General features: G+C 69.4%; 22 protein-coding genes. 16 read left to right on the forward strand and 6 right to left on the reverse strand.

All coding sequences use genetic code 11. The features are described from left to right. Positions 1–10 precede the first annotated feature (10 nt). Together BUR94_RS18990 and BUR94_RS18995 are read right to left on the reverse strand one after the other, a co-directional pair. Positions 11–817 (reverse strand): sugar phosphate isomerase/epimerase family protein, encoded by an 807-nt coding sequence (locus tag BUR94_RS18990; protein ID WP_074258005.1) that lies wholly within the window; start codon positions 815–817, stop codon positions 11–13. Further along, a complete protein-coding gene (locus tag BUR94_RS18995) occupies positions 814–2,505 on the reverse strand; it encodes an FAD-dependent oxidoreductase (RefSeq protein ID WP_074258006.1) in 1,692 nt (563 codons plus the stop codon). The genes BUR94_RS18990 and BUR94_RS18995 overlap by 4 nt, the downstream gene beginning before the upstream one ends. Positions 2,506–2,620: 115 nt before the next feature. Between BUR94_RS18995 and BUR94_RS19000 the strand changes: the two genes are divergently transcribed. The 11 genes from BUR94_RS19000 to BUR94_RS19050 all read left to right on the forward strand — a co-directional run bounded on the left by BUR94_RS19000 (position 2,621) and on the right by BUR94_RS19050 (position 14,984). After that, positions 2,621–3,547, forward strand: a complete 927-nt coding sequence (locus tag BUR94_RS19000; RefSeq protein ID WP_074258007.1) for a LysR family transcriptional regulator — start codon at positions 2,621–2,623, stop codon at positions 3,545–3,547. A gap of 120 nt (positions 3,548–3,667) precedes the next feature. After that, a complete protein-coding gene (locus tag BUR94_RS19005; protein WP_074258008.1) occupies positions 3,668–4,663 on the forward strand; it encodes a Bug family tripartite tricarboxylate transporter substrate binding protein in 996 nt (331 codons plus the stop codon). A 117-nt stretch (positions 4,664–4,780) separates the two neighbouring features. Beyond that, complete coding sequence (locus tag BUR94_RS19010; RefSeq protein ID WP_074258009.1) at positions 4,781–5,347, forward strand: tripartite tricarboxylate transporter TctB family protein; 567 nt, start codon at positions 4,781–4,783, stop codon at positions 5,345–5,347. Continuing rightward, a complete protein-coding gene (locus tag BUR94_RS19015; protein WP_074258010.1) occupies positions 5,344–6,861 on the forward strand; it encodes a tripartite tricarboxylate transporter permease in 1,518 nt (505 codons plus the stop codon). Before BUR94_RS19010 ends, BUR94_RS19015 begins: the two co-directional genes overlap by 4 nt. Further along, positions 6,858–7,688: a shikimate dehydrogenase family protein gene (locus BUR94_RS19020; protein ID WP_245794647.1), complete on the forward strand. Its 831-nt coding sequence runs from the start codon at positions 6,858–6,860 to the stop codon at positions 7,686–7,688. The genes BUR94_RS19015 and BUR94_RS19020 overlap by 4 nt, the downstream gene beginning before the upstream one ends. Before the next feature lie 149 nt (positions 7,689–7,837). After that, positions 7,838–10,027 (forward strand): catalase/peroxidase HPI, encoded by a 2,190-nt coding sequence (gene katG, locus BUR94_RS19025; RefSeq protein WP_074258012.1) that lies wholly within the window; start codon positions 7,838–7,840, stop codon positions 10,025–10,027. A 245-nt stretch (positions 10,028–10,272) separates the two neighbouring features. Continuing rightward, positions 10,273–11,454: an ABC transporter substrate-binding protein gene (locus BUR94_RS19030; RefSeq protein WP_074258013.1), complete on the forward strand. Its 1,182-nt coding sequence runs from the start codon at positions 10,273–10,275 to the stop codon at positions 11,452–11,454. A 64-nt stretch (positions 11,455–11,518) separates the two neighbouring features. Continuing rightward, positions 11,519–12,442, forward strand: coding sequence for a branched-chain amino acid ABC transporter permease (locus tag BUR94_RS19035; protein WP_074258014.1), 924 nt, complete (start codon positions 11,519–11,521; stop codon positions 12,440–12,442). A gap of 142 nt (positions 12,443–12,584) precedes the next feature. After that, on the forward strand, positions 12,585–13,544 hold the full coding sequence (locus BUR94_RS19040; RefSeq protein ID WP_074258015.1) for a branched-chain amino acid ABC transporter permease: 960 nt from the start codon (positions 12,585–12,587) through the stop codon (positions 13,542–13,544). Next, entirely contained in the window at positions 13,541–14,290 is a 750-nt protein-coding gene (locus BUR94_RS19045; protein WP_074258016.1) for an ABC transporter ATP-binding protein, read from the forward strand. Before BUR94_RS19040 ends, BUR94_RS19045 begins: the two co-directional genes overlap by 4 nt. Further along, positions 14,283–14,984 carry an ABC transporter ATP-binding protein gene (locus BUR94_RS19050; RefSeq protein WP_074258017.1) on the forward strand — a complete coding sequence of 234 codons (702 nt, stop codon included), beginning with the start codon at positions 14,283–14,285 and terminating at the stop codon, positions 14,982–14,984. The genes BUR94_RS19045 and BUR94_RS19050 overlap by 8 nt, the downstream gene beginning before the upstream one ends. 24 nt (positions 14,985–15,008) lie before the next feature. Here BUR94_RS19050 and BUR94_RS19055 read toward each other — a convergent pair whose 3' ends face one another. From BUR94_RS19055 to BUR94_RS19070, 4 genes are read right to left on the reverse strand one after another with little or no spacing between them, the layout of a single operon-like run. Continuing rightward, positions 15,009–15,245: an Lrp/AsnC ligand binding domain-containing protein gene (locus BUR94_RS19055; RefSeq protein ID WP_074258018.1), complete on the reverse strand. Its 237-nt coding sequence runs from the start codon at positions 15,243–15,245 to the stop codon at positions 15,009–15,011. A gap of 33 nt (positions 15,246–15,278) precedes the next feature. Beyond that, a complete protein-coding gene (locus BUR94_RS19060; protein WP_074258019.1) occupies positions 15,279–16,037 on the reverse strand; it encodes a LamB/YcsF family protein in 759 nt (252 codons plus the stop codon). Further along, positions 16,037–17,050, reverse strand: coding sequence for a 5-oxoprolinase subunit C family protein (locus BUR94_RS19065; protein WP_074258020.1), 1,014 nt, complete (start codon positions 17,048–17,050; stop codon positions 16,037–16,039). Before BUR94_RS19065 ends, BUR94_RS19060 begins: the two co-directional genes overlap by 1 nt. Then, positions 17,047–17,763, reverse strand: coding sequence for a 5-oxoprolinase subunit B family protein (locus BUR94_RS19070; protein ID WP_074258021.1), 717 nt, complete (start codon positions 17,761–17,763; stop codon positions 17,047–17,049). Before BUR94_RS19070 ends, BUR94_RS19065 begins: the two co-directional genes overlap by 4 nt. Before the next feature lie 154 nt (positions 17,764–17,917). Between BUR94_RS19070 and BUR94_RS20970 the strand changes: the two genes are divergently transcribed. From BUR94_RS20970 to BUR94_RS19090, 5 genes are all read left to right on the forward strand, one after another. Further along, positions 17,918–18,406, forward strand: coding sequence for an AMP-binding protein (locus BUR94_RS20970; protein ID WP_084193207.1), 489 nt, complete (start codon positions 17,918–17,920; stop codon positions 18,404–18,406). Positions 18,407–18,530: 124 nt separating this feature from the next. Further along, complete coding sequence (locus BUR94_RS19080) at positions 18,531–19,478, forward strand: putative zinc-binding metallopeptidase (RefSeq protein WP_074258022.1); 948 nt, start codon at positions 18,531–18,533, stop codon at positions 19,476–19,478. Between the two features lie 79 nt (positions 19,479–19,557). Beyond that, positions 19,558–20,481, forward strand: a complete 924-nt coding sequence (locus BUR94_RS19085) for a helix-turn-helix transcriptional regulator (RefSeq protein ID WP_074258023.1) — start codon at positions 19,558–19,560, stop codon at positions 20,479–20,481. Beyond that, positions 20,478–20,651 carry a hypothetical protein gene (locus BUR94_RS20805; RefSeq protein ID WP_175570504.1) on the forward strand — a complete coding sequence of 58 codons (174 nt, stop codon included), beginning with the start codon at positions 20,478–20,480 and terminating at the stop codon, positions 20,649–20,651. Before BUR94_RS19085 ends, BUR94_RS20805 begins: the two co-directional genes overlap by 4 nt. Continuing rightward, the gene (locus tag BUR94_RS19090; protein WP_139301363.1) at positions 20,603–20,935 is read left to right on the forward strand and encodes a hypothetical protein; all 333 of its coding nucleotides are present in this window, start codon (positions 20,603–20,605) and stop codon (positions 20,933–20,935) included. The genes BUR94_RS20805 and BUR94_RS19090 overlap by 49 nt, the downstream gene beginning before the upstream one ends. The last annotated feature ends 6 nt before the right edge of the window (positions 20,936–20,941 follow it).

Here is a 20,941-nt window from a genome sequence, read left to right on the forward strand (position 1 = left end):
CGGGGGGCGCTCAGCCCTCCGCCAGAAGCCGCGCCACGGCCTGGCGGGCGCGCTGCAGCACCGCGCCCGCGCCTTCGCGTGCCGTCAGCCCGTCCATCGGCACCTCCACCCCCAGCGGGATCCCGGCCGGAAGCGCGGCGACAAAGGCCGCGAGGTCGATCTCGCCCTCCCCCGGCGGCAGCCGCTCGGCCCGCGCGGCGTGCAGCAACTGCTCGGTCGTATAGGGCGGATGCACCTTCGCATCGGCCAGGTGCGCAAACCGCAGCCGCTCCTCCGGCGCGTTCCGCAGGTCGTCGAGCCGGCTGCCCGAGCGGTCGAAGTGCAGGCTGTCGGCCAGCACGCCCACCTTTGGCCCGGCCTGCGCGGCCAGCGCCAGCGCCCCGGCCAGGTCGGGCACCACCGCCCAGGGAAAGAACTCCAGCGACACGCCGATCCCGCGTGCCCCGGCCAGCTCGGACAGCGCGCCCAGCCTGTCGGCAAGGCGGCCCGGCTCGGGGTCGTAGGGCGCGGCGATCAGCTCCCGCGCGCCCAGCTCCGCCCCCGCGTCGAGGAGCCCCGCCAGCCGCGCCACCTCCAGCCCCGGCTCGATCATGACGAACTCGATGTCATGCACCACGAGCCCCGTCTCCGCCAGCGCCGCCCGGGTTTCGGCCATCGCCGCGGCGTCCTCCATCAGCGGGTAGGCCGGCGAGGTCGGCGTCACCCGCCGCAGCCGCAGCCCCACCGCATCGAAGCCCGCCTCCGCCGCGGCCCGGATGAACGCCGGCGGCGCAAGGTGGATGGCGGTCAGGTGGGCCACCGAGATCATCCGGCTCATCTCTGTTCTCCTTCTGCGGCATGGCGCCCGGCGATGAACCCGAAGGTCAGCGCCGGGCCAAGGTTGATCCCGCCCGCCGGGTAGGTGCCCCCCATGACCGAGGCCATGTCGGTGCCCGCCGCGTAGAGCCCCGGCACCGGCGCGCCATCCTCTCCCAGCACCCGCGCCGCGCCATCGGTGACCAGCCCGGCAAAGGTGCCGAAGCTGCCGGGGATGACCCGCACGGCATGGAAGGGCGCGTGGGCAAGCGGGGCGACGCAGGGGTTGGGCCGCTGGTCCGGGTCGCCCTGCACCCGCATGTAGGCCGTGCTGCCGCGCCCGAAGGCCGGGTCTTCCCCGCGCTCCGCACCGGCGTTGTAGGCGGCGATGGTCCGCGCAAGCCCTGCCGGGTCGATCCCGCAGGCCCGCGCCAGAGCCTCCGGCGTCTCGCCGCGCTTCAGGTAGCCCGACCGCAGCCAGGGCCGCAGCGGCAGCGGGGCAGGGCGCACGATCCCGAGCCCGTAGCGCCGGATGAACCTGTGGTCACAGACCAGCCAACTCTCCGGCTCCGCGCCCTCGGGCACCGCACCGAGCAGGGCGGTGACGTAGTCGTGGTATCCGAGCCCCTCGTTGCAAAAGCGCTCGCCACTCGCCAGCACCCCGATCACCCCCGGCTGGCCCCGGTCGATGATATGCGGAAACACCCCGCGCTTGCCGTCGGGCCAGCGCAGCTCCGACACCGGGCAGAGCGCGGCCGGACCGGCCAGCGCCGTGGTCTGACGTCCGCCCACGGCCTCGCCGGCCCGCAGCCCGTCGCCGGTTGCCTCCGGCACGGCCAGCGGTGCATGGGTCTCGGGCCTGGCAAAGGTCGCCGCCCGGCGCGCCGCGTCATGCGGGTATCCCCCGCAGGCCAGCACCACCCCGCGCCGCGCACGCAACCGCACCTCGCCCTCGGGGCCGGAAAGCCGCGCGCCCACCACCGCCTCGCCCTCCCGCACCAGCTCCGCCAGCCCGTGCCCGACCCGCAGCTCCACGCCCCGATCCAGCGCCGAGCGCATCAGCCGCGCCACCAGCGCGTTGCCGTTGCGCAGCTGCATCCCCCGGCCATGACGCGCCAGATCCCACAGGTGCCGCGCCATCCGCCGCGCTACGTGAAGCGCCGCGCCCGGCGAGCGCAGCATGGTCATGAAGGCCCGCAGGTCGGGCCCGGCCTGAATGGTCATCCCCATGAAGCTCGTCTCGCGCATGGGCCGCCGCAGCAGCGCCACCGCCGCGCCAAGGCCCTTGGCCTCGTAGGGCCGCGCGATCACCGAACGCCCGCCCGGCCCCGCGCCGGGCAGCTGGCTGTAGGTATCGGGGATCGTCAGCCCGGGCTCGAACTTCAGGGCCGTTTCGCGCGCGAAGAAGTCCACCATCTCCGGCGCGGCCTCCAGGAAGGCATCCACCAGCTCGGCGTTGAAGGCATTGCCCTGCACCGCTTCGAGGTAGACCCGCGCCGCGCCCGGCTCTTCCCTCGTGCCAGCCGCCGCGCACACCGGGTTGCCCGGCGCCCAGATCCATCCGCCGGACCATGCGGTGGTGCCGCCGATCATCTCCGCCTTCTCGGCCACCACCACCCGCAACCCGCGATCCGCCGCAACCACGGCCGCCGCCAGCCCCGCCGCGCCGGAGCCTGCCACCAGCAGGTCGCAGATGATCTCTTCGGCCAAGGTCTCCTCCCTCTCGTCCTGCCCGATCCATCGCCGCTGGCATCCCTAACGTCAAATGCTTGCTTGTCGCTCTGCGTAACATCAGGTTAATCGGGCAGACGGAGGAGGAGCCGCCATGCCCGAAATGACCCTGCGCCAGATCGAGGTGATCCGCGCGGTGATGATGACTGGCACGATCTCTGCCGCCGCCGAGATGCTGGGCGTCTCCGCGCCGGGCATCTCCCGGTTGGTCAAGCACACCGAAGAGACGCTCGACATCCGCCTGTTCGAGCGCAAGGCCGGCCTCTTCGTGCCCTCGGTCGAGGCGGGCGCCGTGTTCGACCACGTCCGCGAGGTCTACAAGGGCGTCGCCAACCTGCAAGACGCGGTGGGCTCGCTCAAGCGCGGGGAAAACGTGGCGCTTGCCTTCGCCTCCGCCCCCTCCGTCGCCCAGGTCATCGCCGCCCGCGTGCTCAAACGGGTGCGCGACCGGTATCAGAGCCTCTTCATCGACCTGAACATCCTCAAGATCGAGGAGACCGTCGATTACCTGCTGCTGGAGCGCGGCGAGTTCGTCATCATGTCGTCGCCGGTGCAGAACGCCTCGGTCGAGAACGAGAAGATCGCCGAGGCCCGGCTGCTGGTCATCCTGCCCGAAGGGCACCGCCTGGCCAGCCGGCCCGAGATCTCGGTGCACGACCTCGCGGGCGAACAGCTCATCGGCGTCGAGCCGTCCGACCCCTACGGCGCACTCACCGCCTCTCCGTTCCGCGCCGCCGGGCTGGAGCCGCAGCACGCCCTGCGCGGCCGTTTTGCCCAGACCGTCGTGAGCCTCGTGCGCCAGGGGCTCGGCGTGGCGGTGATCGACGAGTATTCGGTGGCCGAGGCCGAGTTGCCCGGCCTCCACCGCCGCCCGCTGGCAGAGCGCAGCAGCATCGACATCTATGTGTCACGCAAGAAGGGCCGGGTGCTCTCGGGCTTCGCCGAACACGCCATCCTCCATTTTCGCCGCGAGCTGGCACGGGCCACCGAGGAGGGGCCGGGGCATTGGAGCCGGACATAACATCAGGTTAATGAAGGCGACGAAAAGGTATTTGACGTTACCCTTGCCCGCTTGCTACTCCGCCAGCCATCGGAGCGGTCCCACCGGGCCGCCGCAATCCGAAACGTCTGGGAGGACATCATGAACAAGTTCATTCTGGGCGCGCTCTCCGCGCTGACCCTTTCCGCTGGCGCCGCGCTGGCCGAGTACCCCGAAAAAGAGATCCAGGGCATCATCCAGTGGGGGGCCGGCGGCTCCACCGACACGGTGATGCGCTCGGTCACCCCCCACGCCGAGGCGGCGCTGGGCGGCACCATCGTGATGCAGAACATGACCGGCGGCGTGGGCGCCATCGCACTCAACCACGTGGCCGACGCCGAGGCCGATGGCTACACCCTGCTGATGGGCGCCGAAAACCCGCTGCTCTACAAGGTGATGGGCCTGGGCGACAAGGACTACTCCGACTTCACCCCGATCAGCATCCTCGCCCGCGGCACGCCGATGCTGGTGGCCAATGTCGACGCGCCCTTCAACGACTACGCGGAGATGATGGCCTACATCAAGGAGAACCCCGGCGAAGTCCGCTTCGGCGCCACCGGCCCCGGCGGCCTGCCCTCCGTCATCACCGGGATGATCGGCGCGGTCGAAGGCGGCCTCGACGTGATCTCCGTGCCCTACGACGGTGACGGCCCGGCGCTGACCGCCCTCCAGGGTGGCGCGGTCGACGTCATGCCCGCCGTGCTCGGCGCCGCCATCGAGGGCATCCGCGCCGGCAACATGAAGCCGCTCGCCATCTTCGACGTGGAAACCAACGCCAAGCTGCCCGACGTTCCGGTGGTGACCGAGTTCAACGACGCCTACGCCACCTACCTCCCCTGGGGCCCGTTCTTTGGCGTCTTCGTCGCCAACGGCACCCCGGATGACGTGGTCGCCAAGCTCGCCGCAGCCTATGCCGAGGGCGCGAAGAACGAGGAGTTCGTCAAGCTGATGGACGACCGCGGCTTCACCATGATGGGCATCTCCGGCCAGGAGGCGCAGGACTTCCTGACCAAATGGCAGCAGGGCACCACCTGGCTCCTGCAGGACGCGGGCCTCACCAAGGCCTCGCCCGAAGAGTTCGGCATCGCCCGCCCGTAAACCGCACCAGGGCTGGCGCGGGCTCCGCGCCGCCCTCTCAGCACAGAGCAGCGGGCGCCGCATCTCACCCGAGCGCGGCGCCCGTCTTGTCCCGAACGGCAGCCTGCGGAGAAGGCCATGGAACATCTGGATCCGGACCATCACGACGGCACATCCGACGCCACCCCCGGCGGGGTCGCGGCCGAGCGCCGCCCCGGTGAGCTGGCCTTCGCCGCCTTCCTCCTGCTGGCCTCCCTCGGCCTGCTCTGGAGCGCCTGGGGCATCTCCGGCTTCCAGGCCCTCTCCGCGCCCGGCTCGGTGCCCATGGCCACCACGGCGGTCATGGTGGTGACGGCGCTGATCGTGGTGCTGAAAACCGCCCGCCTCCCCCGGATTACCGGCGAGACCTTCTCGCGCGATATCCTGCCTCCCGTGGTGCTGATCTTCGCGGCCTTCCTCGTGGCCTTCGGCGTGGCGCTCAAGCCGCTGGGCTTCCTGCCCACCGCAGCCCTGTTCCTGATCGCCGCGATCAAGATCCTCTCGCGCCGCTCCTGGCCCTGGGTGCTGGTCGTCTCGCTCGGCTCGCTGGTGCTGATCTGGCTCATCTTCCGCATCGTCTTCACCGTGCTGATGCCCGCAGGCATCGTGCCCGAAGCCGAGGTCATCCAGCTCTTCCGCAACCTGCTCGCGGGGGCAGGGGAATGAGCGCGCTCTGGGATTTCCTCACCGTCGTCACCCAGCCCCAGCTCCTGCTGCTGGTGGGGGTGGGCACCTTCGCCGGCATCTACGTAGGCGCGATCCCGGGGCTGTCGGTCACCATGGCGGTGTCGATCCTGATCTCCTTCACCTTCTCCTGGGATGTCTACCCGGCAATCTCGCTGATGATCGGCATCTACATGGGCGGGGTCTACGGCGGCTCCCGCACGGCGATCCTGCTCAACATCCCCGGCGCCCCCTCGGCAATCGCCACCGCGCTCGACGGCTACCCCATGGCCAGGCGCGGCGAGGCCGGGCAGGCCATCGGCGTGACCACGGTGATGAGCTTCATCGGCGGCTTCGTCGGCATCGGCGTGCTGGCGCTGGCCGCGCCGCTGGTGTCCGACTTCGCCCTGCGCTTCCAGCCGCGCGACTACATGCTGCTGGCGGTGCTCGGCATCCTGCTGGTCGGCTCGCTCTCGCAGGGCAGCCTCGTCAAGGGCATCTTTGCCGGCGCGCTGGGCATCGCCATCGGCGCGGTGGGCCGCGACCCGCTCACCTTCACCGAGCGCTTCACTTTCGACCTCAAGATCATGGAAGGCGGCATCAGCTTCATCGCCGTGATGATCGGCATGTTCGGCGTGTCCGAGGCCCTGCTGCAACTCCACCACGTCGACAAGGACGCAGTGCGCCAGAAGATCACCCGCATCGTCCCCTCGCTCGCGACCGTCCGCAAGCACCTGCCGCTGTCGCTCCAGACCTCCACCATCGGCGTGGTCATCGGCGCGCTGCCCGGCACCGGCGGCGACATCGCCGCGCTCATGGCCTACGACCACGCCAAGCGGGTGACGAAGTCCCCCGAGCGCCCCTTCGGCGATGGCGCGATGGAGGGCCTCGTCGCGCCCGAAACCGCCAACAACGCCGCCGTCGGCGGGGCCTTCATCCCGATGATGACGCTGGGCATCCCCGGCGACGCGGTCACCGCCATCATGATCGGCGCGCTCTTCATCCACGGCCTCAATCCGGGGCCGATGCTGATGATCGACCAGCCCGACATGTTCTGGTTCATCGTCGGTGCGCTGGTCACGGCCAACGTCTTCATGCTGATCTTCGGCCTCACCGGCATCCGGCTCTTCACCCGGATCGTCGAGATGCCCCGCTCGGTGCTGATCCCGCTGATCATGCTGCTCTCCATCGTCGGCGCCTACGCGGTGAACAACTCGCTGACCGACGTGTACTGGATGCTCGGCTTCGGGGTCTTCGGCTACTTCATGCGCCACTACGGCTACCCGCTCGGCCCGGTGATCCTGGGCGTGATCCTGTCGCGCCTGCTCGACGACAACTGGCGCCGGGCGATCATTTCCGAGCGCGAGGACTTCTGGCGCTTCATGGGCGGCGTGGTGACCTCGCCGCTCTCGCTCACGCTCTTCCTCGCCGTCATCCTCATCTTCGTCTCCCAAACCCCGGCCTGGACATGGGCCAAGGCTCGCCTCTTCGGGCGCAAGCAAGGACAGCAGCAGTGACCGCCCTCAAGCTCGGCCTCATCGGCGACAATATCGCCAAGTCCAGCGCGCCCCGACTGCATCGCCTTGCAGGGGCCCAGAACGGCGTCGAGGTCACCTACGACAGGCTCGTGCCCGCGCAGATCGGCGAGCCCTTCGATGCGCTCTTCGCCAATTGCGCCCCGCGCGGCTACCGCGGCATCAACGTGACCTATCCCTACAAGGAGCGCGCCGCCGAGAAGGTTTCCATCGCCGATCCGCTGGTCCGGGCGATGGGCGCGGTCAACACGGTGCTCTTCGAGCCGGAGGGTCCGCAGGGGCACAACACCGATTACACCGGCTTCATCGCCGCCTACCGGGTGGCGCGTGGTGCCGAGGGGCCGGGCCTTGCCTGCCTCGTCGGAGCCGGGGGCGTGGGTCGGGCGCTGGCCTTCGCGCTGGTGACGCTGGGCGCCGAGGAGATCCGCCTCTGCGACCGCGACACCGCCAAGGCCGAGGCGCTGGCCGCCGACCTGGGCGCGCTTCCCGGCGCCCCCCGTCTCGTGGTCGAGCCCGACGCCCGCCGCGCCAGCGCCGGGGCCACCGGCCTGCTCAACGGCACGCCGCTGGGGATGGACGGCATCGGCGGCAACGCCTTTCCCGAAGGGGCGACCGGGGGTGCGAAATGGGTGTTCGACGCGGTCTATACCCCGGTCGAGACCCCGTTCATCACCGAGGCCCGCGCCGGCGGCCTGCAGGTGATCTCGGGCTACGAGCTGTTCTTCTGGCAGGGCGTTCACGCCTGGGGCCATTTCTCCGGCACCCCGCTCGACGAACCCGCCCTCCGCCGCGCCCTGGCCGCGGGCTAACCAATAACCACACCTTATCGCGGCCTTCGTGATTTCGAATTTTTCCTGATAGCGTCCGACTGGTAGGGTCCACCGATATTGGGAGGAATCGCCGCGCCCTTGGGCACCGGCTCTCTTCCCTACGCCACATCCAGCTACAGGAGCGCCCGATGGACGGAGCCGAACTCTCAAACATCAGCAAATGCCCGGTGATGCACACCCTCGCCGCACGCGGCAACAAGGACTGGTGGCCGAACCAGCTCAATCTGAAGATCCTCAACCAGAACGCCCCCGGCACCTCGCCGCTGAAGGGCTTCGACTATGCCGAGGCCTTCAAGAAGCTGGACCTCGCCGCCGTCAAGGCCGACCTCCACGCGCTGATGACCGACAGCCAGGAGTGGTGGCCCGCCGACTTCGGGCACTACGGCCCGTTCTTCATCCGCATGGCCTGGCACTCCGCCGGCACCTACCGCACCGCCGATGGCCGTGGCGGCGCCCGCTCCGGCTCGCAGCGCTTTGCCCCGCTCAACTCCTGGCCTGACAACGCCAACCTCGACAAGGCCCGCCGCCTGCTCTGGCCGATCAAGCAGAAATACGGCAACGCCATCTCCTGGGCCGACCTGCTGGTGCTCACCGGCAACGTCGCCCTCGAGTCGATGGGCTTCAAGACCTTCGGCTTCGCTGGCGGCCGGGCCGATGTGTTCGAGCCCGAGGAGGATATCTACTGGGGTTCCGAGGACGAGTGGCTCGCCCAGTCCGACGCGCCCAACAGCCGCTACTCCGGTGACCGCGACCTGGAGAACCCCCTGGCCGCCGTGCAGATGGGCCTGATCTACGTCAACCCCGAAGGCCCCGACGGCAACCCCGACCCGCTGGCCTCTGCCAAGGACATCCGCGAAACCTTCGGCCGGATGGCAATGAACGACGAGGAGACCGTTGCGCTCATCGCCGGCGGCCACACCTTCGGCAAGACCCACGGCGCGGCCGATGCCGCCAACGTCGGCGTCGAGCCCGAGCAGGCCGGCATGGCCGAGCAGGGCTTCGGCTGGACCAACAGCCACGGCACCGGCATGGGCGCGGATACCATCACCTCGGGCCTCGAGGTGACCTGGACCTCCACGCCCACCAAGTGGTCCAACGGCTACTTCAACAACCTTTTCGGCTTCGAATGGGAGCTCACCAAGTCGCCCGCCGGCGCACACCAGTGGTCCCCGAAAGCCTGGAACGGCGAGCACGCGGTGCCCGACGCGCACCACGAGGGCAAGACCCATCCGCCCACCATGCTCACCACCGACCTGGCGCTGCGCTTCGATCCGATCTACGGGCCGATCTCCAAGCGCTTCCACGAGAACCCCGACCAGTTCGCCGATGCTTTCGCCCGCGCCTGGTTCAAGCTGACCCACCGCGACATGGGCCCCAAGCCGCTCTACCTCGGCCCGGAAGTCCCCGCCGAAGAGCTGATCTGGCAAGACCCGATCCCCGAAGTGGATCACCCGCTTGTCGAGGCCGCCGACATCGCGGCGCTGAAGCAGAAGCTCCTCGCCGCGCTACCGGTGTCGGACCTGGTGAAAACCGCCTGGGCCTCCGCCTCCACCTTCCGCGGCTCCGACCTGCGCGGCGGCGCCAACGGTGCCCGCATCCGGCTCGCCCCGCAGAAGGACTGGGAGGCCAACGAGCCTGCCGAGCTGGCCCGTGTCCTGGGCGTGCTCGAGGGGATCAAGGCCGAGTTCGACGGGCAGGGCGCCAAAAAGGTCTCGCTCGCCGACCTGATCGTGCTCGGTGGCTCCGCCGCCGTCGAGAAGGCCGCGGCCGATGCCGGCTCTCCCATCGAGGTGCCCTTCACCCCGGGCCGGATGGACGCCAGCGCCGAACAGACCGACGCCGAGGCCTTCGAGCCGCTCGAACCCCGCGCCGACGGCTTCCGCAACTACATGGGCGGCAACTTCTCGGTCTCTGCCGAGGAGATGCTGGTGGACCGTGCCCAGCTGCTGACCCTCACCGCGCCCGAGATGACGGTGCTCGTGGGCGGCCTGCGGGTGCTCGGCGCCAACCACGGTGGCAGCAAGGCGGGCGTGTTCACCGACCGCGAGGGCCAGCTCACCAACGACTTCTTCGTGAACCTGCTCAGCATGGACACCAAGTGGGAAGACGCGGGCGACGAGAAAGCCTTCGTCGGCAAGGACCGCAAGACCGGCGCCAAGAAATATGACGCCACCCGCGTCGATCTCGTCTTCGGCTCCAACAGCCAGCTGCGCGCCATCGCCGAGATCTACGCCCAGTCCGACGCGACCCACGCCTTCGTCGAGGATTTCGTCGCCGCCTGGGTCAAGGTGATGAACGCCGACCGTTTCGACGTCTGATCTAAAGAACCCACCACGGAAGAAGGGCGCGGGGGCAACCTCGCGCCCTTTTTCATGACACCTCGCGTGCCCCGGCAATCGCTCGGTCAGCGACCTGCCGAAAACGGGCACTGGAAAAATCGGTCGGCAGGCTGTCAAATCAGTTCGATAATGGAATGAGAATAATATTGCCTATATAGGCAATATAGTGCACAAAACTTGCGACGCCCGGCGCGAACCGGGGCGCGACACCAGGGAGGAACAACATGAACAAGCTACTCACGGCGGCCCTCGCGGCCAGCCTGACTGCCACTGCCGCCCATGCCGAGAGCGTGAAGGTCGGCTTCGTCACCACGCTCACCACGCCCGCCGCGGTGATCGGCAAGGACATGGAGAACGCGGTCAACCTCGCCGTCGAGCACCTCGGCGGCAAGGCCGGCCCGCTCGATCTCGAGGTGATCTTCGGCGACGACCAGTTCGCCCCCGAAGCCGGCAAGCAGGCCACCGACAAGCTGGTGAAGCAGGACAACGTCGACTTCGTCGCAGGCTACATCTGGAGCCACGTGCTGCTGGCCTCGCGCAAGTCTGTCGTGGATGCCGACAAGATCCTGATCTCCGCCAACGCGGGCCCCTCCGAGATGGCCGGCAAGCTCTGCAACAAGAACTACTTCTCGACCTCCTGGCAGAACGACCAGACCCCGATGGCGATGGGCGAGGTGCTCAACGCGTCGGGCGTCAAGTCGCTCTACCTGATGGCCCCCAACTACGCCGCCGGCAAGGACATGACCGCCGGCGTGGAGCGCACCTTCGCGGGCGAGATCGTCGGCAAGGACCTCACCAAGTGGGGCGCCGACGCCCAGCTCGACTTCTCCGCCGAGCTGGCCAAGGCCAAGGCCTCGGGCGCCGACGGCCTCTTCGTCTTCTACCCCGGCGCCGCCGCCGGAGCCTTCGTGAAGCAGTACCAGCAGGCCGGCCTCAAGGACACACTGCCGCTCTACTCGGTCTTCACCATCGACGGCATCTCGCTTCCCAAGCTCCAGCAAGCCGGGTTCTCCGACATCCTCGGCTCCAAGATCACCCAGGAGTGGGATCCCTCGCTCGACAACGAGGCCAACAAGAAGTTCGTCACCGACTTCAAGGCCAGGTTCGGCACCTACCCCAGCTTCTACGCCGCCCAGAGCTATGACGCGATCATGCTGATCGCCTCCGCCGTGGCCGCCGTGGACGGCAACCTCGAAGACAAGGACGCGCTCCGCGCCGCCGTCAAGGCCGCCGACTTCGCCTCCGTGCGCGGCAACTTCAAGTTCGGCACCAACAACATGCCGGTGCAGAACTTCTATCTCCGCGAAGTGGTTGAAGATGCCGACGGCACCTGGACGACCAGGGTGGTCCAGACGGTCTACACCGACCACGTCGACAGCTTCGCCGCCGAATGCAACATGAAATGACCTGAAACACCGGTCGGGCAGGGGCCTCTCCTGCCCGCCCGCTCACGAGACGCGCACACACCCCGTGGATACTTCCCTCCTCGTCATCCAAACGCTGAACGGCCTGCAACTCGGGCTGCTGCTGTTTCTCGTCGCCTCCGGGCTGACGCTGGTCTTCGGCATCCTCGATTTCGTCAACCTCGCCCACGCCTCGCTCTACATGCTGGGCGCCTTCATCTGCGCCTCGCTGACCTACCTCGTCGGCAACTTCTTTCTCGCCGTGCTCATCGCCCTGCCGCTCACCGCCGCGCTGGGCTGGGCGGTAGAGCGCTTCGTCGCTCGCCCGCTCTACGCCCGCGACCACCTCGACCACGTGCTCGCCACCTTCGGCCTGATCCTCGTGCTCGATACCGCGGCCCACCTGATCTGGGGCCCCGAAGGCATCGCCGTGCCGCTGCCTCCCGCCTTCCAAGGCCAGGTCACCCTGTCGGAAACCCTGGTGATCCCCACCTACCGCCTCGTCATCATCGCCGCGGGCCTCGCTGCGGCGGGCGGGCTCTACTGGATGGTCACCCACACCCGCCTCGGCATGCTGATCCGCGCCGGCGCCTCCAACCGCACCATGGTGGCCGCGCTCGGCATCAACATCGAGCTGCTCTTCGGCCTCGTCTTCGCCCTCGGCGCGGCCCTCGCGGGCCTTGCCGGCATGCTGATCGCACCGATCACCGAGGCCTCCATCGGCATGGGCAACCAGGTCATCATCACCGCCTTCGTCGTCATCATCGTCGGCGGCATCGGCTCGATGAAGGGCGCCTTCATCGCCGCCCTGCTGATCGGCCTGATCGACACGCTGGGGCGCTCGTTTCTCGATGATATCTTCAAGCTGGTGATGAGCCCGGTGGCGGCCGAAAACTCCGCCCCCGCGATCTCCGCCATGCTGATCTACATCATCATGGCCTGCGTGCTCGCCCTGAAACCGCAGGGCCTGTTCCCGCCGAAGGTGCGGTGAGGCACATGGCGCACCAGAAGGGATTTCGATTGGATTTTCTCAGCAAGAAAATCGGCAGTTCGATTCAAACTGCTCCCAGTTTTCTGCATTGTCTTGCTCCAACCCTCCATCCGCAACGCCAGCCAATGGCGGGCCGCCTTCAATGAGCGCCCGCGCCCTGATCACCCTCGCCGCCATGGCCCTGCTCGCGGTGCTGCCTCCGGTGTTCTACTTCACCGGCAACGCCTTCTGGCTCGACCTCGCCACCCGGCTCACCATCCTCGCCATTGCCGCCACCTCGCTGAACCTCATCCTCGGCTACGGCGGGCTGGTCAGCTTCGGGCACGCCGCCTATGTCGGGCTGGGGGCCTATGCCGTGGGCATCCCGGCCTATCACTGGCTCTACGGCGGGCTCGAGTCGGTGGGGCTCGACACCACCTCCGGCCTCGTCCAGATCCCGCTCGCCATGGTGGTCTGCGCGCTCTTCGCCCTCGTCACCGGGGCAATCTGCCTGCGCACCAGGGGCGTCTACTTCATCATGATCACCATGGCCTTCGCCCAGATGATCTACTACGCCATCGTCTCGATCGAGACCTACGGCGGCGACGACGGGCTGGTGATCGACACCCGCTCCGAACTCCCCGGCCTCGACCTCGACGAGCCGCTCCAGCTCTTCGGCCTCGCCTATGTGTCGCTCCTCGCGGCCTTGCTGATCGTCCGCATGATCACCCGCTCGCGCTTCGGCATGGTGCTGCGCGGCGCCAAGGGCAACGCCGAGCGGGTGCAAATGATGGGCCTCAACCCCTACGCCTACCGCCTCACCGCCTATGTGATCTCCGGCGCCATGGCCGGCTACGCGGGCGCGCTCCTGGGCAACTTCACCACCTTCATCTCCCCCGAGATGATGGACTGGACCCGCTCGGGCGAGCTGATGTTCATGGTCATCCTCGGCGGTGCAGCCACCACCGGCGGCCCGGTGCTGGGCGCGGCGGCCTTCATCATCCTCGAAGAGCTGCTGAGCCACTTCACCATCTACTGGCACCTGCCCTTCGGCCTGCTGCTCATCGCCGTGGTGCTCTTCACCCGCGGCGGGCTGATGGGCATGCTCGGGGGGCGCAAATGAGCCTGCTCGAAACCCGCAACCTGATGAAGAGCTTCGGCGGCATCCGCGCCACGAGCGACCTCAGCCTCTCGGTCGAGCCCGGCGAGCTGCACGCCATCATCGGCCCCAACGGCGCGGGCAAGACCACGCTCATCACCCAGCTCTGCGGCACCCAGGCGCCCGACGCCGGGCAGGTGCTCTTCAAGGGCCGCGACATCACCGCACTGGCCCCGCACAAACGCGCCCGCCTCGGCATCACCCGCAGCTTCCAGATCACCTCCCTGATCGCCGACATGACCGTGGTGGAGAACATCGCGCTCGCCGTCCAGGCCCGCGAAGGCTCCTCCTTCCGCTTCTTCCGCGCCGCCGACAGCATCCCCGCCACCCGCGCCAAGGCAATGGATCTGCTCGCCCGCGTCGGCCTTGCCGAGAAGGCCGGCATGGTCACCTCCGCGCTCTCCCACGGCGAGCACCGCCACATGGAGATCGCCATCGCGCTGGCCAGTCAGGCCGAGCTGATGCTGCTCGACGAGCCCATGGCCGGGCTGGGGCCGGAGGAAAGCGCCCGCATGGTCGAGCTGCTCCGAGGCCTCAAGGGCCGCCACACCATCGTCCTGATCGAGCACGACATGGATGCCGTCTTCGCCCTGGCCGACCGGATCTCGGTGCTGGTCTACGGCACCATCATCGCCACCGGCGACCCGGCCTCGATCCACGCCAACAAGGAGGTCGAGGCCGCCTACCTCGGGGAAGAGACCCATGCTTGAGGTCGCCGGTCTCCAGGCCCACTACGGGCCGTCCCAGGCGCTCTTCGACATCTCGCTCCAGGTCGGGGCAGGGCAGGTGGTCACGCTGCTCGGCCGCAACGGCATGGGCAAGACCACCACCATCAGCGCGATCATGGGCATCGTGAAGCCCTCGGCGGGCAGCATCCGGCTCGAGGGGCAGGAGCTGGCCGGCATGCCCTCGCACCGCATCGCCAACCTCGGCCTCGGGCTGGTGCCCGAAGGCCGCCAGATCTTTCCCAATCTGACCGCCCGCGAGAACCTCGTCGCCACCGCCTCCAACCACCTCGACCAGCCCGACCCCTGGACCGAGGAGCGCGTCTATGCGCTCTTCCCCGAACTGGCCGAGCGCACCTCCTCGATGGGCAACCTGCTCTCCGGCGGCGAGCAGCAGATGCTCGCCATCGGCCGCGCGCTCATGACGAACCCCCGCCTGCTGATCCTCGACGAGGCCACCGAGGGCCTCGCCCCGCTGGTCCGCGCCAAGATCTGGCAGGCGCTGGCACAGATCCGCGACACCGGCCTGTCGATCCTGGTGGTCGACAAGAACCTGCACGACCTGATGCGCCTCGCCGACCGCCACGTGGTGATCCAGCGCGGCGAGACCGTCTGGCAGGGCACATCGGCGGAACTCGAGGCGGATGTGGTCGCGCGGGAGAGGTTCCTCGGTCTGTGAGATCGGTGGGCCGCCCGCCGGTCGTTAGAACGCCTTGAAGGTCAGCGTCGTCAGCGTGCGCTCCACGCCCTTCACCTTCGAGATGTTCTCCGAGATGAACTGCCCGATATCCACACCCTCGGGCGGGTAGAGCTTCATCAGCAGGTCCCACTCGCCCGAGGTCGAATAAAGCTCCGAGTGGATCTCCTCCAGCACCAGCGCCTTGGCCACCTCGTAGGTGGTGCCGGGGGTGCAGCGGATCTGGACGAAAATGGCGCTCATGTCTGGTCTCCTCCCGGGCAGGCTAACGCGAAATCACAGCGGCGCAAGCGCCCAGCCGGCGCCTTCCAGCTTCGTCCGCACGGCCCGCGCGATGGCCAGCGCCTCCGGCCCGTCGCCATGCAGGCAGATGGTATCGATCCGCGCCGGGAGGGTCGCGCCCGAGGCGGCGAAGATCGCCTGCGCCTCGACCATGCCGAGCACCCGCGCAGCCGCCTCCTGCGGATCGTGGATCATCGCGCCCGGCTTCTTGCGGTCCACCAGCGTGGCGTCGTCCTCGTAGGCGCGGTCGGCAAAGATCTCGCAGGCCATCTGCGCGCCCAGCGCCTCCGCCGCGCGCTGCTGGGCGGTCTGGGCGATGACCATCAGCACCAGCTCCGGCTCCACCGCCAGCGCTGCCTCGTAACAGGCCCGGGCCATCGCCTCGTCCTCGGCGGCCATGTTGGCCAGTGCCCCGTGCAGCTTGAGGTGCCGCACCCTGCCGCCGGCCCGCGCCGCCACCGCCATCGCCGCGCCGAGCTGGTAGGTCACCAGGTTGCCCAGCTCCGCCTGCGAAAGCGCGATCCGCCGCCGCCCGAAGCCCTGCAAGTCGGCAAAGCCCGGATGCGCCCCGATCCCCACGCCCTGTTTCACCGCCTCGTGCATGGTCGCGGCCATCACGTCTGCGTCGCCCGCATGAAAGCCGCAGGCCACGTTGGCCGAGGTCACCACCTTCAGGATCTCCGCATCCTGCCCCATCACCCAGGGGCCAAAGCTCTCGCCCATGTCGGCGTTCAGGTCGATCGTGCGCGCCATCAGTCCTCCAGCTCGTTGCCGCGGGTCACCCCGCCCACCAGTTGATAGCCCAGCAGATCGGGGATGTCGTGCGGGTCGCGCACCCGGGGCCTCACCGCCTTGCGCAACCGCGCCAGCTGCGCCGCCTCGCTCTCCCAGAGCGCATCCGCCTGCTCCACGCCCAGCATCGTGAACTGCACCGCATCGCCCGCCTGGGCCTGCGCGAGCCTCGGCAGGTCGGCCGAAATCACCGTGCCGATCCGCGGGTAGCCGCCCACCGTGTGGCTCTCGGCCAGCAGCACATAGGGCCGCCCGTCGCCGGTCATCTGGATGTCGCCGCAGGTGATGAAGTCCGAGGCCAGCCCCTTGGTCTCGCTCTCGAAGGGTGCCCCCTCGAAGTCCAGCCGCACCCCCTGCCGGTTGGCCTGCGGCGCGCGCGTGAAGGCGGTCGCAAGAAACCGCACCACCACCGCCTCGCCGAAGAGCCCGGTCTGCGGCCCCGGCATCACGCGCACCGAGCCGCCGCCCAGCCGGTCGTCCGGCACCAGCACCCGCGCCGCGGCGTCCGGGTCGGGGTCCGGCCCCAGCGCCAGCGCGTCGTCCGCCGCCAGCACCCGGCCCACGCCCGCCAGCAGATGCGCCGCCCGCGAGCCGAGCCAATCCTCGCCGAACACGCCCCCCGCGAAGGCGAGGTAGCCGTAGGAGCCCTTCTCCGCGCCGCCCACCCGCAGCACCGCGCCGGGGGCCAGCAGCACCGTCTCGCCATGCCCCACCGGGCGGCCGTCGAGCTCCGCCTTCATCCGCGCGCCGGTCAGGCAAAAGCGCACCGGCGCATCCACGGTAAACCGCCCGCCCGCGCCGGCCATCTCCAGCGCCGCCAGCGGGGCCTCCTGCCCCAGCAGCGCCGCCGCCTCCAGCAGCGCCAGCCGATCCGCTGCGCCGCCGCGCGCCAGCCCCTTTGCCATCCAGCCGGGGCGGCCCATGTCCTGCACCGTCACCGCGGGGCCGACGTCGATCACCCTGAGCGTGGTCATGCGATCTCCTCGCAGCGGGCGCCGCCCAGCGGCTCGCGCTCCAGTCGCTGCAACTCCGCCGCCTCGACCGGCTCGAACCGCAGCGCATCTCCCGGCGCCAGCACGAAAGGCTCCTTCGCCCCCCGGAGGAAGGGCCGGAAGGCGCAGCGTCCGACCATCCGCCAGCCGGTCACGCTCTCGTTGGGAAACAGCACCAGCTGCCGCACAGCCACCACCAGCGCCCCGGCCGGCACCTTGGGGGTCAGCGCGGTCTGGCGCGGAATGTTCCAGTGCTCCGGCAGGTAGCCGAGATAGGGCATCCCCGGCGCGAAGCCGATCGCCCGCACCCGCAGGTCGGCGCCGGTCAGCTCCGCGCAGGCTTCTTCCGGCGAGCGCCCCGCAAGCCGCGCGGCCTCCTCCAGCTGCGGCCCGTCCAGCGCCACCGGCACCCTCCAGAGCCGTTTCGGCGCAGGGTCGTCGAGCCCGGCCCATGCCTGCCCGTCGAGCAGCGTCCGCACGGCCGCAACCACCTCCGCCCGCGCCATCTTGCCGGGATCGAAGCGCAGCAGCACCGAGGCCAGCGCCGGGGCAACCTCGATCCCCGGCCTCTCCGCCGCCGCCGCAAACTGCGCCACCGCCGCGCTCGCCTCCGGGCTGACCGTGCGGGCAAAGCGCACCAGCACGCCGTCCTGCCCGAGCGGCAGTATTTCGGGGGTGATCGCGGTGCCTGTCATGCCCCCACTCTCTCCCGCCTCACCTGCGGCGACAATATGCACAAAATTGCAAAATTGGGCGGCGAAGCTTGATCGGCGGATTGTGATATGCACTATAACGCACATACAGGGAGGAGGCGCGATTCCCCGGAGTCGCGCCAAGGAGGACGACGCCATGAACAGCAACGCAGCCCTCTACTTCGTCGATCGCCATGTCACGGAGGGCCGGGCCGAAAAGCCGGCCTTCCGCGAGGCCGACGGGGCCAAACGTAGCCAGACCTACGGAGAGCTGTCCCGCGAGAGCGCGCGCTTCGCCGGGGCCCTCATCCGCCACGGCCTGCGCCGCGAGGAGCGGGTGGCGATGATCGTGCACGACCAGATCGAGTTTCCGGTCGTGTTCTGGGGGGCGATGAAGGCGGGCGCCATCCCGGTAACGCTCAACACCCTGCTGGCCGCGCCGGACTACGAGGCGACCCGCAGACCCATATCTACGTCTGCGGCCTGCGCGGCATGGAAGACGGGGTCGACAAGGCGCTCGCCAACATCGCCGAGAGCATCGGCCTGCCCTGGGAGAGCACCCGCGACGCGATGCGCGGCGGGGGACGTTATCACGTCGCGTCTTCATCGACGCGCCCAGCTTCACCAAAAGGCCCCCGCCCGATGACATCCGGGCCCTGGTCGAGGCGCGCATCCCCTAGGGCAAGGCTTGCCCTGTCGCTCCCGACGGCCATCTCCCACAACGGAACCCCGCCCGCCCTCGCGGGTTACTCCGCCGCAAGGAGACCCGCATGCAAATATTCCACTGCCCCGCCTGTTCCGAGCAGGTCTGGTTTCACAACCACCACTGCCCCAACGGCCACGCGCTGCATTTCGACCCCGATGCCCAGGCCATGGTGCAGGGCTCCGATTGCGAGCGGCGCGCCGCCATCGGCTGCAACTGGTCCGCCCACACAGAGCAGGGGCCGCTCTGCCGCTCCTGCGCCATGACCGCCGTCATCCCCGACCCCGAGGTGGAGGGCGCCGAGAGCCGGCTGGCCCGCACCGAGGCGGCCAAGCGCTGGGTGCTGGCCGGGCTGCACCGCTGGGGCTGGTTCGGGCCCTCCGACGCCGGCCCCGCGCCGCGCTTCGAGCTGGTCGCCGACCGCACCCGCCACGGGCCGGAAGATATCACCATGGGCCATGCCGACGGCGTCATCACCCTCGACGTGGCCGAGAGCAGCCGTGCCGTGCAGGAAGAGCGCCGCGAGAGGCTCGACGAGGAGTACCGCACCATGATCGGCCACCTGCGTCACGAGCTGGCCCACTACCTCTTCCTGCGGCTCAGCACCGACGACCCGGCCTTTCCGGACGGCTTCCGCAGCCTCTTCGGCGACGAACGGGCCGATTACGGCGAGGCCCTGAAGGCGCATTACGCCAATCCAAGGCCCGCAGGCGACACCCACATCACCAGCTACGCCACCGCCCATCCCCACGAGGACTGGGCCGAGACCGTGGCCCACCTGCTGCACCTGACCGACCTGGTCGACAGCGGCCATGCCGTGGCCCTCGCGCCCGGCGGCGATGCCTATGCCGAGCCCGATGCCCAGGCCCTGATCGAACGCGCCGCCGACTTCGCCATGCGGGTCAACCACGTCAACCGCGCCCTCGACCTGCCCGATCTCTACCCCTTCGTCCTCTCCGACCCGGTCCGCGACAAGCTCACCTTCGCCCACGACGCGCTCCGCCGCACCGGCTGACGCCGAATTTCGTTGAAGCCGCCGGGCAGATCGTCCATCTTGTGCATTATAATTCACAAGACGCGAGCAGCGGCGAGAGATGAGCGAAATCACCAACTTCCGGGGCCAGGCCACCTCCGCGCTGGGCGGCAGCGAGATGGAGGCGGCGGTCGACAGGCTCATCTCCCGGGTCGGCGAGCGGGTGCGCAAGGCCCGCGAGCTGCGCGGGCTGCCGCGCCGCGTGGTGTCCGAGCTCTCCGGCGTGTCGCCGCGCTACCTGGCGCAGCTCGAGGCGGGCGAGGGCAACATCTCCATCGGCCTGCTGAAGCGCGTCGCCGTGGCGCTCGACCACCGCATCGAATGGCTGGTGGGCGAGGATGATCCCCGGACCTCCGAGGCCATGCGCGTCGCCGACCTGTTTTCCTCCTCCCCCGCCGATGTCCGCGCCCGCGTGCTCGAGCTGCTCACCCCCGAGCCGCCCGCCCGGATGCGGGGCCAGCGGATCTGCCTCATCGGGCTGCGCGGGGCCGGAAAATCCACGCTCGGCGCGGCCCTGGGCGCGCGCCTCGGCCTGCCCTTCATCGAGCTGAACCGCGAGATCGAGGAGCAGGCGGGCATGCCGGTCAACGAGGTCATGGCGCTCTACGGGCAGGAGGGCTACCGCAAGCTCGAGGCCCAGGCCGTGAGCCGCATCACCGCCACCCACGAAACCCTCATCCTCGCTGTCGCCGGCGGCATCGTGGCCGAACCCGACACCTACAAGACCCTGCTCGCCCAGTTCCATACCATCTGGCTCAAGGCCTCTCCCGAGGAGCACATGCGCCGGGTCCGGGCCCAGGGCGATACCCGCCCGATGGCCGGCAACCCCGAGGCGATGGAGCAGCTCAAGAGCATCCTGCGCTCCCGCGAGGCCCTCTACGACCGCGCCGAGGCCCAGCTCGACACTTCGGGCCAGCCCTTCGAGGCCACGCTCAACGCGCTGGAGGCCCTGATCCACGAGCGTGGCTTCCTCACCGGCGCATGACCGGCCCTGCAGTTCACGAGGCCACGGCCCGCCTGCTGGCCCGAAGCCATGCGCTGGTGGAGGCCCTGCTGCTGGAGGGCTCCAACCCCTGGGAGCTGGGCGAGGCGCTGGAGGCGGCGGCATGGCTCAAGGCCCCTGCGCCATGCAGGACCGGATCGGCCTCGACGTGATCGCCGACACGAGGTCCGAGCCCTTTCTCGTGGCCGACCGGATGGTCGCCGAAGGCCGCCTGGGCCGGAAGGTCGGCGTGGGCTGGTTCCGCTACCCCGGCGGTGGCGGCGCGGTGATCGACCCGCTGGTCGAAGACCTGATCCGCGAGGAGGCCCACTTTGCAGGGCGGCCCTGGCGCGAGTTGAGCGCCGATGTGATCCGGTCACGGTATTTCGCCGCGATGGAGGCGGCGGCGAAAGCCATGCCACCGGGGGCCCGCGCCGCGCTGGGCCTGCCCGGCTGATAAGCT

Origin of the sequence: Vannielia litorea (genome assembly GCF_900142295.1) — a bacterium.
Lineage (GTDB): Bacteria > Pseudomonadota > Alphaproteobacteria > Rhodobacterales > Rhodobacteraceae > Vannielia > Vannielia litorea.